A 12,846-nucleotide genomic window follows, 5' to 3' on the forward strand; every position below is an offset into this window, starting at 1 on the left:
GCCGTCCGCTACGAGGACACCGACTGGCGGACGATCGCCGCCCTCTACGGACGGCTCGTCCTGCTGATCCCGTCACCGGTGATCGAACTCAACCGGGCCGTCGCCGTCTCGATGGCCGAGGGCCCGGCGGCGGCGCTCCCCCTGGTCGACGCCCTGACCATGGAACCGGCCCTGCGCTCCTACCACTTGCTGCCGAGCGTACGGGGAGACCTGCTGGAGCGGCTCGGCCGCCCGGCGGAGGCCCGGGCGGAGTTCGAACGCGCCGCCTCGCTCACCCGCAACGCCCGGGAACAGACCCTGCTGCGCGCCCGAGCCGCCCGCCTTTGAAGCCACCCCCCCCGGGAGACGCGCCGCGGATCAGCCGCGGCGGGCGAACGCCGCCACGTCGAGCGGGGTCTGCGCGGGCCGGCGCGGCGGGGTCAGCGCGATGGGCCGGCGGAACGAGCCGTGGCGGGCGATCTCCCGGACCGTCTCGCGCAGGGCCTCCAGGAAGCCGTCCATGGTGCGGCGGGCGGCGGGGGTGTCCGAGTAGATCGAGTTCATGTGCAGCCCGTCCGCATCCCGCTGGAACCAGGAGCAGGCGCCGTTGGCCTGGGCCGACCACACGTGGGAGGTGGGCCGCCAGTCCTCGTGCCGCTCGGCGCCCGGGCACTTGCGCATGTCGATGTACGAGAAGAAGTTCACCGGGTACGGCCAGGAGCGGGCGGCGAACTCGCGGGGAGCCAGCAGCTCCCAGGCCCGCACGAACGGGACGTCGAGATGCCCGATCATCTCGTTGAAGCCGGCCCGCACCGAGGACATGACCTGCTCGAAGTCCCGGCCCGGCGAGGCGTCGAACTCGATGGGCATGGTGTTGACGAACCAGCCCACCGAGTTGCCCCACCCGGCCCGGCCGCGCTCGCTCACCGGCATGAACCCCCGGTAGATCCCCGGTCCGCCCGCCTCGCGCAGGCAGACCGCGACGGCGGCGAGCACGCCCATGAACGGCTTGCCGTCCACCGCGAGGCACGCCTTCTCGAAGACCTCCGCCTCGGCGGCGTCCAGCAGCGGGGAGGCCTCGTTGACGATGGAGTACATCCGGCCCGGCTCCACACCCAGTTCGAGCGGGAAGCGCGGGAAGAACTCGCCGCCGCCGCTCGCCATGAACTCCTTCCAGTATCCGAGCCGTTCGTCGTCCGCGTCGATGGAGAGGTAGCGGTTCCGCTGCTCCTCCGCGAAGTCGAGATAGCTCGGCGCGGGCGCCGGGTCGGGCAACCCGCCGCGCCGCAGGGCCTCGTAGCCGCTCTCGACCTCCTGGACCACGATCGGCATCGACATGCCGTCGCAGACGATGTGGTCGAAGGCCAGGTAGACGGTCGCCGAATCCTCGCGCAGTACGGCGCCCATCGTGAACAGCGGCCAGGACAGCGTGTCGATGCTCCGCTTGAACCGCTCCACCAGGAAGCGGGTCAGTTCCTCGGTGCGGTCGAAGTCGGCGACCTGGACGGTGTCCAGGGCCAGATCGGCGGCGGGGATCGGAGCGCACGCCAACTCCCCGGCCAGGCGCTGGAATTCACAGCGCAGCACCTCGTGGCGGCGGGTGAACGCCAGCAGCGAGCCGGTCAGGGCCTCCTCGTCCAGCGCTCCCGCGACCTCGAAGGTGACCGCGATCCACGACGCGGTCGGGTCGTCGGCCGCGCGGCTCTCCTCGGCGACGGTGAAGTGCTTGTCCTGGTTGAAGGAGGCCCGCCTGTCGGCCGCGCCGTCCGGGCCGGGGGACTGCACCCCGGCCGTGGACCGCAATCGCCACTCGACGACCCGGCCGGGTGCCATGTGGTGCATCTCCAGAGGAAACTGCCGCATTCCGTCATCCCTTCGACCCCCGAGTCAACCCCGAGCGCCTAACGACACCCGGGCCACGGAAGTGACGCGCACCAGGGGGTTCACCGGGAGGCGCCCCGCGCGGCCCGGGTGCACGCGCCCGGCGCCCGCTTCCGGCGCGTCCCCGCCGGGTTCACCGCAGGCGGCGCCGAGCCGGCTCCCGAGGCGCCTCAGCCCGCAGCCGTCTCCGGTGCGCCGCTGCTGCTGCTGCTGCTGCCGCTGTCGTTGGTGTCGCCGTCCGCCGTCGTGGCGGTCGCGTCGTCCGGGCGCAGTTCGATGTGGTCCGCGGCCAGGTCCACCGCCACCCGGTGTTCCATGCCCAGGGCCTCCAGGAACTTCTGCGGGAGCTGTACGCGGCCCGTGCGGTCGAGCATCACGTACTCGCGCTCGCTCACCGACTCGGCGCCGTGCTCGTCGGTGACCGTGCGGCGCAGCACCTCGCTGCTGGTGCGGCCGTCGCGCATCGCCACCGTGCGCCGCACCTCGCCCGCGACGAGCGGGTCGTGGGTCACGATGACCACGGTCGCGCCCAGTTCCCGGTTGACCGTGCGGAACGCCTCGAAGATCGCTCCGCCCGTCTCGGAGTCCAGCTCACCGGTCGGCTCGTCGGCGAGCAGCACCGCCGGGTCGTTGGCCATCGCCACCGCGATGGCCACGCGCTGCTGCTGGCCGCCGGAGAGCTCGGCCGGGCGGCGGTCCGCCAGCTCGCCGATCTCCAGCGCTTCGAGGAGCTCGCCGGTCCGGACCGCGTGGCGCTTGGCGGCGGCGCGCCGACTGCCCTTCAACTGCATGGGCAGGGCGATGTTCTGCGCCGTCGTCAGGAAGGGCAGCAGGTTGCGGGCCGTCTGCTGCCAGACGAAACCGACCGCCTCGCGCCGGTAGCGCAGCCGCTCGCGCGCCGACATCTCCAGCAGGTCGTAGCCGCCGACGCTGGCGGTGCCGGCCGTGGGCACGTCCAGTCCCGCGAGGATGTTCAGCAGCGTGGACTTCCCGCTGCCGGACGCGCCGACCAGGGCCATCAGATCGCCCTGGTCCACGGTCAGTTCCAGTCCCTGCAGGGCCTGTACCTCGACCCCGTCCGTACTGAAGATCCGCACGAGGCGGTCGCAGGCGATGGCCGTGTCGGCGCCGTGCCGGCGGGGCTCGGCGGCGGCCAGGGCCTGCCGCCGCAGCTCCTCGTAGGTGGGCTGATCGCTGTTCACCGCTGGTCTCCCGCTCTCAACTCGGTCGTGATCTGTCGCCTGCCGGAGATCGCCGCCTCCGCGAGCACGGCCCCCGCGACGAGGACGGCCAGGCCCAGTGCCTGGGTCAGTACGGGCCTGAGGAGGACCTGAAGACCGGCCGGCACCCGGGTCCCGACCAGTGTGGACAGGTCCACGGCCGGTCCCAGCAGCGCGACGGTGCCCGCCGCGAGCAGGGCGCCGCCGAGTGCACCGGCCAGGGCCAGGGGCACCGACTCCACCAGGATCAGCAGGACCCCCTGCCGGGGCCGCAGCCCCATGGTGCGCAGCCGCGCGAGCAGCGCGGCACGGTCGGGGGCGGCCCGGACCAGGGTCAGCAGGACCGCCAGCAGCGCGAAGCCCGCGGCTCCGGCCAGAGAGGCCCAGAACAGCCGCTCGGCGGAGCGCTGGAGCGGGTCGGAGCCCAGTTCGGCGGCCGTCGCGGAGCTGGTACGGACGCGGTAGCGCCCTTCGCCGGCCGCCGGGTCCGCGGTGCGGACCGCCTGCTCCAGCCGGTGCTGGTCGACCGCGCCGACCGCGAACCAACCGTTGGGCAGCCCCATCTGCGGCACGGCGGCCAGGACCTGGGCGCTGGGCAGCACCACGGTGGTGGACCTGGCGCCGGGCCGGGCGGGGGTGCCGTCGACCACCCCGACGACCGCGAGCTTCAGCTCGCCGCCGTTCTCGAGCCGCAGAGTGAAGCCGGAGGTGTCGTCGTCGGCGAGGTCCCGGCTGATCAGCGCGGGCACCGTCGCACCCGAGGTGCCCGCGGCTCCGGTCGCCAGGAGCGCGGGATCGAACCGGCCGCTGCCGGTCGCCGCGGACAGCTTCGCGTACTCCACCGGGTCCGCGACGATCACGGAGATCTGCGTGCTGCCCGTCTTGGTGCCGTAGAGAAACGTGTTGTCGCTGCTCCACACCTTCACCGAGGACCGGACGCCGGGCAGCGCGGCCGCCGCCGTCGTCAGGGGCTCCGGGAGCGTGCCGCTGGGCGCCGAGAGCTGCGCGTCGCCGCCGACGGCCGCGCGGGCCGCCTCGAAGCGGGCGTCGGCCACCCCGGACAGCACCGTGGCACCGAAGCCACCGGTGGTGACGGCCAGCAGCAGCGCGATCAGCGGCAGTACGGACGGACGTGCCCGGCCCGCGGCGCCCCGCGCGGCGCGCGCCAGCCCCAGGAAGCCGATCAGCCCCGGGCCCCGCCCGGCCGCCCGGGCCAGCGCCCCGACCAGGGCCGGCTGGAGCCGGGCCAGCAGCAGGCCGCCGCAGAGCGCGAGCAGCAGCGGCGCGGCCACCAGCAGCGGATCCACCCCGGCGCCGGCCGGGGCGACCCCGCGCGAGCGGACCTCGAACACGGCGGCCGCGGTGGCCGCCAGGGCGAGTAGTTCGGCGACCAGCCGCCGCCGGGGCCCCGGCCGGCGCTTCGGCGACAGCAGCACGAAGGCCCGTACGGGGACGGCCAGCAGTGCCAGGAGCGTGGCGGCCGAAGCGGCCAGCAGGGTGCCCGCCGAACGGGGCGTCGGCAGCAGGACCACGGCGAGCACGGTCGCGAGGGCGGCGGCGGGCAGGACGGTGACGGCGTTCTCGGCGAGGAGGCGGCGCACGATGCCCGCGCGGGAACCGCCGCGGGCCAGCAGGAGCCGCAGTTCGGCCTCCCGCCGGTCACCGGTCAGTCCGGCGGCCAGGCAGAACACCACGAACGCCACTCCGGCCACCCCGGCCGGGCCCATCGCGGCGAGCGGCGCGGCGGCCTGGCGCCGGGCCTCGGCCAGCGTGAACAGCTCGGGCAGGCGGGAGGTGATGTGCAGATCGCGCCGCTGGGTCTCCTGGGCCAGGCGCGTCGCGGTCGGGCCGTTCACGTAGGACGCGACCGCCTTGGCGGTGGCGGGCAGCCAATCGGCCCGCAGGGAACCGGTGTCGACGGGGATGCGCCAGAAGTCCCGGGTGTTGTCCTCGCCCCATTCGGTGAGTCGGTCGAGCGTTTCCGGGCCGGTGAGGGCGGAGGTGGCCCAGTACGGGACCGGCGGTTGGGTGGAGGTCTGGAGGAGGCAGGCGTGGGTGAGGCAGGCGGTGTCGGTCCAGAAGTCCTCGGCCTCGTCGTTCGGGGCGTAGAGGCCGACGACCTCCGCCTTGACGGTGGTCATGGCCTGGCCGGTCGTGGTCTCCAGCACCATCCCGACCCGCACGCCGAGGATCTTCGCCGCGCTCTGCGACAGCGCGATCGGCACGGGGCCGTCCGGCGCGGAGGCCGCGCCGGGCCGGCGCCCCTCGACCAGCCGGACGTGTTCGAAGGCCTCGCGCAGGTGGTAGAGGCCGAGCCGGGGAGGCATCCCCTCGGGCGCGGCCAGTCCGGGGGTGGCGAGGGCACGCGGGTCCGCGGAGGTCCCGTGGACGGAACCGCCGGGAACGGCGGTGAACCCGGGGGCGGTCCGGGCGACCAGGGTGCCCAGGACCTCGTCCAGCTCCTGCGGGCTCTGCTCCCCGTACCGCGGGCGCGCGTTGACGTGCAGGCTGGTCTGGCTCGGCCCGCGCGACTCCAGGAAGGAGCGCAGCGCCTGGTCGGTGCCCCGGTCCATCGCGCGCGGCAGGGCCGCGGCGAGCAGGACGGCGACGAAGGCCAGGGCCGCGCCGAGCAGGGCGCTGAGCGGGGTCGCGCGCAGCCGGGTCCGCACCCAGGGCGCGGGAGGGGGCACGGCGCGCGGGGAGGTCCCGCCCGCGGCCCGGGGGCCGTCCGGTCCCGGTCCGGTCTCCTCCGGGGTGCGCCGGTCGGCGTTGGTCGCGGCCGGCCCGGTCATATGTCCTCCACGTGCCGCAGCCGGTCGGCCGGCTTCGAGCGGTTCTGGTTGCGCCGGCCGCCGAAGACCGCCGACAGCAGCGGAACGGCGGCGATGGCGGTGGCGAGCAGCAGCGTCCGCACCGCGGGCAGGTCCACCAGCACCTCGGGCACCGGGCGGCCGGCGGCCGGGGTGAGCACGGTCAGCGGTACGACGAGGTGGACGATGACCACGCCCAGCCCCAGCCCGACCGCCGTGCCGAGCCCCACCAGCACGCAGCTCTCGGCGGTGGCCGTCCGGGCCAGGTCCCGGCGCCGGGCACCCAGCGCCGTCAGTACCGAGAACTCGCGGGCCCGCTCACGGGCGGCGGCCGCGGCGGAGGCGGCGAAACCGATCGCCGCGAGGACCGCGCAGGCCACCGCGAGCGCGGCCAGCGCGCCCTGCGGGCCCGCGCTGAGCGGATCGTCCAGCAGGGTCGCGGCCACCTCCTCGCGCAGCCGCACCTGCTGGGAGCCGGCGCCGGAGCGCAGTTCCGCGGCGGCGCGGGCCGGCGCCGGGTCGTCGGCGGAGGAGGCCGGCAGCCACCATTCGGCGGGCGGGGGCAGCTCCCGGCCGCCCGCCGCGAGCTGCCGGCCGGCGGTGGCCAGGTCGACGGCGATGGCGGTGTCGCCGGCCACGGGCAGCGAGTCGATGGCGGCGGTGACCCGGACCGGGAGGGTGACGCCGTCCAGCTTGACCGGCACCAGATCGCCCACGGATCCGCCGATCGCGGCGAGGTAGGCCCGGGTGGCGATCCCCGGGACCTCGGCGGCCGGAGCGGGCCCCGGCACCAGGTTGGCCTGGACGCCGCCGCGTTCGCCGGAGCCGTCCCGGTAGCGCAGCTTGACCACGGCCGGCCCGCCCGGCGCGGGCTCGGAGCCGGTGAGCAGTTCGGCGGCCGGGGATCCGTCGGTGAGCGGCGGGACCGACAGCTTCCAGTCGGGTGCGGGCACCGCGAGGGGCGCCGCCGCGCCGTCCCGGGTCTGCGCGACCGCGAGGCCGTGCACGGTCAGTTCGTCGAAGACCTTCACCGTGGCACCGGGCTCGTCGGAGCCGGGGCCGGCATCCGGATCGGCGTTCAGATCGGTGCCGGGGAGCGGGCCCTCCCGGTCGTACGAGAACACGAGCCCGGCCACGCTGAGCGGGGTGGCGGCCGACCCGATGGGGGAGCCGAGCATCGGGCCGATGTGCACCGACACGGTGGCGTCACCGCTCTCCGGGAGCTGGACCATCGAAGCCCGGTAGGTGATGCCGAACCGGTCGCGCAGCAGCACCCCGAGGCCGGGGCGGCCGCCCGCGCCGGCGGACTTCACGGAGACCGAGAGGTCGATGCGCTCCGGGTGGCCGGGGAGGGGGATACCGCCGGCCGAGGCAGAAGGGGAGGAGGTGGCGGGGGAGGGGGCGGCGGCCAGCGGGGCGAACAGCTCCCGCATGCCGCGCCCGTCGCGCAGGTCGGCCCGCAGGGCGAGCCGGTCGGCGGCGGCGGCCGCGTCCAGTGCCATCACCTGACCGGGGCGGCCGCCCGGCAGCTCGTGCGGACTGCGGAGCACCGGAAGCACGCGCTCCCCGCCGGGCAGCGCCGCGTACCGGCCGCCCCGGCCCAGCGGAGGCAGGTCGCTGCCCGATACCAGCAGGCCCCCGGCGGTGGTGAAATCGGCCTGGTCGCGCTGGGACTCGGACCACGCGGTGTGCTGGCCCAGCGCCAGCACCCCGCTGGAGACGGCCAGGACGAGCAGCAGCACCGGCCCCGTGGCCCGTCCGGGCCGGCGGGCCAGCTGCCAGCCCACGAGCGCCGGACCCAGCCCACGGCCCCGGGCGGCGATCCGCGCGCCGAGCCGCGCAGCGAAGGGCAGCAGGCGCAGCACCAGCAGGGTGCCCGCGCACAGCGCCAGCGTCGGGGCGGCGACCAGGACCGGGTCCACGCCGAACAGTCCGTCGGAGCGCGTCGGCGGGCCGGCGCCGCCCGCGCCGTAGCGGGAGAGCTGCTCGTAGGCGAGTACGGCCAGGGCCACCAGCGCCAGGTCCGCGCCGGAGCGCGCGGCGCCGGCGACGAGTGCCTGGCGGCGGCCGGTCCGGTGCAGGGCGGCCGCGGCGGCGCCCCGCAGGACGACCGGGAGAGTGGTCAGTACGACGCACCCGAGGGCGCAGGCCCCGGCGACGGGCCAGAGCAGCCAGCTCCGGGTGACCGTGAACGGGACGTGCGCCAGCGAGCCGTAGCCGCCGAGCAGGCGCAGCAGCGGCGGGGTCAGCAGGGGCGCGAGGAGGGCGGCGGGCAGCGCCAGCAGCAGCGACTGGGCCGCGGTGAGGACGCCGAGCCGACCGCGGGAGGCGCCGCGCGCGGCGAGCAGGGCGCGCTCGCCCTCCTGGCGCTCCGTCAGCAGGTGCGAGACGAGCAGCAGCGCCGCCCCGGCGAGCACGGCCAGTTGCAGCGCGCCGACCAGCAGGGTGGAGCGGGCGACGGTCAGGCCCGACCGCAACTCCCCGAGCAGCGCGGGAAGCTCGGTGGCGTGCCGGAGCCCGGACTCCTGCTGGAGATCCTCCAGGGCCTTGGCGGCGCGGCCACGGACCTCCTCGGCCGTCGCCGCGTTCACGGTGGAGAAGTCGGCGGTGAGGAGCACGGCGCGGCTGTCCTGGGCCAGCCCACCGGTGGTGAAGGCGGAATCGTCCACCAGCAGCGGCCCGTAGGTGGCGAATCCGGCGACCTGAAGACCGCGCGCACCGAGCGGATCGAGCCGCCAGTACGGGGAATCCGGTTCGGCAGCCCGGTAGACGCCGGTCACCAGCACCGTCAGCGGGGAGCCGCCGTACCGGTCGTCGAGCCGCACCTGCGCGGGCAGTGCTCCCTCGGCCAGCCCGAGCCGGTCCAGCGCCGCCTTCGGCACGGCCACCGGAACCGGGCCGCCCCGAGCGGAGACCGGCCCCGCGACGGGTTGCGGCCAGGTGCCCGCGAGGAGCCGTACGCGCTCCTTGGCGAAGGCCGCCAGCAGCGTCAGATCGGCGTCCCTGCCCGGGGTGTGCGGGCCGGGAAGCCCGTACGAACGGCTGCGCGCCACGCTCTCGGCACCGGTCGGGAGGGGGCCGAACAGCTCGCGCGCGAAGCCCCGTACCGCTTCGTCGTCCTTGGCGCGGTCGGCCGCCGGGTGGGAACCGGTGACCAGCACCGTGCCGCGCCCGAGACCGGGCCCCTGAAGGGCCTGGCGCAGTCCGGCGTCGCCCACTCCGCGGGTGAAGGCGAAGAGCGCGGTGAGCACGGTCGTGGTGATCAAAACGGTCAGAAGTACGGCGGCTGCGAGCGGCAATCGCCCGCGCAGCCGGCGCACGACGAAGCCGAGCATGTGCCTGTTCCTCCCCCGCACCGGACTGGTGACCCCGGATACCGGACGATGCTGCCAGATTCGAACAGAGAGCGGAAGGGACTTGCGTGAGTAGTGCAACGGATGAACAAATCGTGGGGGCGGGACCGCAAGAAGGCCGTTCTCGGCTTTCATCCGCTCATCCGCTTGGAGGGGGAGCCGCAGCATGACGCAGGACCAGGAACGGCGACAGGAACCGGGACAGGGGCCGGGACAGGCACCTGGACAGGGGTCGGCACAGGTACCGGGACAGGGTGCCGGGGCGCCGCCGATGGTGGTCGTGGACGACGTGCGGCGCAGTTTCGGGACGGGTCAGCAGGCGGTGCACGCCCTGCGCGGAGTGTCCTTCGAGGTCCGCCGCGGCGAACTCACCGCGCTCAAGGGGAGGTCCGGTTCCGGCAAGACCACCCTGCTGAACCTGGTCGGCGGCCTCGACACCCCGACCGGCGGCAGCGTCGCCCTCGACGGCACCGATCTCGCCGCCCTCGACGAGGACGGCCGCCTCGCGCTGCGCCGCGACCGGATCGGCTTCGTGTTCCAGTCCTTCGGCCTGATCCCCGCCCTGACCGCCGCCGAGAACGTCGGGGTCCCGATGCGGCTGCGCAAGATACCGGCGAAGCAGCGCGAGGAGCGGGCCCGCACCCTGCTCGCCCTCGTCGGCCTCTCCGAACACACCGAGCAGCGCCCCGGCGAACTCTCCGGCGGCCAGCAGCAGCGGGTCGCCGTCGCGCGGGCCCTCGCGAACGAGCCCGATCTGATCATCGCCGACGAACCCACGGGCCAGCTCGACTCCGACACCGGCCGGCAGATCATGCGGCTGCTGCGTGCGGTGGTGCGCAGCGAGGGGGTCACGGCGCTGGTCGCCACGCACGACCCGGCGCTGATGGAACTGGCGGACCGGGTGGTGGAACTGCGCGACGGGCGCATCGTGGACGCCTCCGACGAGGACTGAGCCCGCCGGGGGGTCTACGGGTATGACCGGGTCTACGGGGGCTACTCGGTGTGCAGGGCCGCGGCGATGGTCATCCGGGCCGCCGAGCGGGCCGGGAACAGAGCCCCCAGGACGGCGATCGCGACCCCCGCGCACAGCATTCCGGCGAGCTGCGGCGCGTGCCAGACGTCCTTCATCGACTCGGGGAAGGCGACGATGCCGACGTTGGCCACGACGAGCCGGTGCGCGACGATCCCGAGGGGGATCCCGAGCAGCCCGCCGGCCAGGCCGAGTCCGGTCACCGAGGTCACCGTCATCGCGACCACCTGGCGCGGGGTCATGCCGATCGACTTGAGCATGCCCAGGTCGCGGCGCCGGTCGCGGATGTTCAGCAGCACGGTGTTGAAGACGCCGAGCGAGGCGACGAGGGCCAGCATGACCGAGAACACCGAGGAGAAGCCGATGACCGTGGTGGTGGCGGCGTTGACCTTGCCCGAGTTCACCACCACGGCGTGCAGTCCGGGGTCGGCCGCGCCGACGGCGTCCGCATAGGCGCGGGCGTCCGCCGCCGGGGCGAGCCGGACGGTGTACTCGACCGCGCGGCCGTCCGGGGCGAGTTCCCGGAGGGTCTCCCACGTGGACTCCAGGGAGCGCGCGTCGCTGTCGATCAGCTTGCCGACGATGGTCGCGGCCGTCCGCCTCCCGTTGGCCTCCAGGGTGATCCGGTCACCCACCGCCAGCCCGCGTTCGGTGAGGAAGGAAGGGCCCACCGCGATCTCGCCGCGTCCGCTGGGCGGCCGGCCCTCCACGAAGGCCCCGGCCGGGGACGGGATCCCACGGTAGAAGTTCCCGAACGCGGGCCGCGCGTACCCGACCAGCCCGACCCGGGTCAGCGCGCGGGCCTGCACCTCCTGCGCACCCAGCGACCTCAGCCGCTCCTCGATCTGCACGTCGCTCAGCAGCGGCTCGACGGGGTTCTCGCCGTGGCCGCCCACCGCGACGCTCACCACCGGTCCGCCGGGGTTGCCGTGGCCGGCCTGCGCGTACGAGACCATCGTGCTGGTCAGTCCGGTCGCCAGGGTCACCGTGGTGACACCGAGGACGATGGCGGCCATGGTCATGAAGGCGCGGCCCGGGCGGGCGAACGGGTGGCCGAGGCCCAGGCTGACGGAGCGCGGCAGCCGCGAGGAGGCCAGCACGCGCTGGACGCGCAGCCCGCGCCCGGTGCGCGGCGCGCCGCCCGTGCTGATGGCCTGCGCGGCCGGGAGACGGTGCGCGCGCAGGGCCGGTACGAGGGCGGTCAGCACGACCAGGGCCGGCATCCCGGCCAGGCACGCGACGCTGAGCCAGGGCGAGACGGTGCCCACGCCCGCCATCCCCGTCTCGATGCCGGAGAACGCGATCTGCAGGATGGGCGCGGCCAGCGCGTTGCCGAGCAGGGTGCCCAGGACGCAGCCGGCCACGGCCGGGACCGAGACCATCGTCAGGTAGACGGCGACGACCTGGTTCGGAGTGAAGCCGATGGCTTTGAGGACGCCGATGTGCCGGCTGCCGGAGACGACGGCGCCGCTGACCACGTTCGCGACGATCAACGCGGAGACGAGCAGGCCGAGGACACCGAAGAGGGCGATGAAGGGCAGATAGGCGTCCGCCCGGGCGGAGAACGCCTTCTTGAGGGTGAGGAAGGTCTGCGCGGCCGTCACCGAGTCCGCGGGAAGTCCGTCCGTGGCCCGGGCCAGCGAGTCGCGCAGGTGCGCGCCGGTGGCGGAGTCGGTGAAGCGGTACAGCATCTGCGTGGACGTCGGGTGGAGGGCCGCGGCCTGCTCGGGCGTCACCCAGGCGCCGGCCGACTTGCTCATGCTCGTTGCGAAACCGACCACGGTGAGCGTCGGGCGGCCGGGTACTTCGAGTTTCGCACCGAGGAGATCGGCGTACGGGGTCCCGTCGATGGCCCAGTCGACGACGATCTCACCGGGTGCCTGCGCCCAGCGCCCCATCAGGACCTCGACGCGGTCCACCGGCCCCGCCGGATCGGCACGGCCGACCACGGCGAGGGGTCCGGCCGGCATCCAGAGCCAGTCCTCGGGGACGTCGACGACGGCCTGCGGGAACGGTCCTGCGGCGGCTGCCACACCCGGGCGGTGGGCCGTCTGCGCGAGCTGGGCGTCGGAGACCTTCGCCGGGTCGAACGTGGCCACCGTGTGCGCGCCGCGCTGTGCGGTGTACGCCTTGTCGAAGGGGCCCGAGGCGGCGGCGAGCAGGCCGAGCGCGAGCAGGACGGTCGTGGTGGAGCAGAGGACGACGAGGCCGATGACGAACGTCTGGACCCGGCGGCGCTTCACGGCGGCCCGGGAGGCCCCCCACACGGCGCTCACGCGGAACGCTCCATGGTCTCGCTGTCCATGATCTCGCCGTTCGTGGTCTGGCCGTTCGTGGTCTGGCCGTTCAGGGTCTCTCCGTCCAGGGTTTCTCCGTCCAGGGCGCGTTCGCGGGCGACGCGGCCGTCGGCCATCTCGACGAGGCGGCCGGCGCAGCGGGTCGCCAGGTGCGGGTCGTGGGTGACGATCAGGAGGGTCTGACCGATCTGGTTGAGATCGATGAGGAGGTCCATCACCTGCTCGCCGGAACGGCTGTCGAGGGCGCCGGTCGGCTCGTCGGCCAGGAGCAGCGCC

Annotated in this window: 6 protein-coding genes and 2 pseudogenes; 2 read left to right on the top strand and 6 right to left on the bottom strand. The window is 74.8% G+C overall.

What is annotated here, in order from left to right:
* A pseudogene (locus ABZY57_RS29480) lies at positions 1–327 on the top strand (RNA polymerase subunit sigma-24); the annotation flags it as partial.
* 30 nt (positions 328–357) lie between these two features.
* Here the strand turns inward: ABZY57_RS29480 and ABZY57_RS29485 are convergent.
* From ABZY57_RS29485 to ABZY57_RS29500, 4 genes are all read right to left on the bottom strand, one after another.
* The gene (locus tag ABZY57_RS29485; RefSeq protein WP_356517070.1) at positions 358–1,842 is read right to left on the bottom strand and encodes a condensation domain-containing protein; all 1,485 of its coding nucleotides are present in this window, start codon (positions 1,840–1,842) and stop codon (positions 358–360) included.
* Positions 1,843–2,030: 188 nt separating this feature from the next.
* Positions 2,031–3,062 (bottom strand): ABC transporter ATP-binding protein, encoded by a 1,032-nt coding sequence (locus ABZY57_RS29490; protein WP_356517072.1) that lies wholly within the window; start codon positions 3,060–3,062, stop codon positions 2,031–2,033.
* The gene (locus ABZY57_RS29495; RefSeq protein WP_356517074.1) at positions 3,059–5,872 is read right to left on the bottom strand and encodes a hypothetical protein; all 2,814 of its coding nucleotides are present in this window, start codon (positions 5,870–5,872) and stop codon (positions 3,059–3,061) included. Before ABZY57_RS29495 ends, ABZY57_RS29490 begins: the two co-directional genes overlap by 4 nt.
* Entirely contained in the window at positions 5,869–9,225 is a 3,357-nt protein-coding gene (locus ABZY57_RS29500; RefSeq protein WP_356517076.1) for an ABC transporter permease, read from the bottom strand. The genes ABZY57_RS29495 and ABZY57_RS29500 overlap by 4 nt, the downstream gene beginning before the upstream one ends.
* A gap of 289 nt (positions 9,226–9,514) precedes the next feature.
* On the opposite strand from ABZY57_RS29500, the gene ABZY57_RS29505 reads away from it, so the two are divergent.
* Entirely contained in the window at positions 9,515–10,195 is a 681-nt protein-coding gene (locus ABZY57_RS29505; RefSeq protein ID WP_356517078.1) for an ABC transporter ATP-binding protein, read from the top strand.
* A 41-nt stretch (positions 10,196–10,236) separates the two neighbouring features.
* Here ABZY57_RS29505 and ABZY57_RS29510 read toward each other — a convergent pair whose 3' ends face one another.
* A complete protein-coding gene (locus ABZY57_RS29510) occupies positions 10,237–12,549 on the bottom strand; it encodes an FtsX-like permease family protein (RefSeq protein WP_356517080.1) in 2,313 nt (770 codons plus the stop codon).
* Positions 12,546–12,846 (bottom strand): annotated as a pseudogene (locus ABZY57_RS29515) (hypothetical protein); the annotation flags it as partial. The gene ABZY57_RS29510 and the pseudogene ABZY57_RS29515, both read right to left, overlap by 4 nt.

This window comes from Streptomyces sp. NPDC006450 (genome assembly GCF_040612195.1).
Lineage (GTDB): Bacteria > Actinomycetota > Actinomycetes > Streptomycetales > Streptomycetaceae > Streptomyces.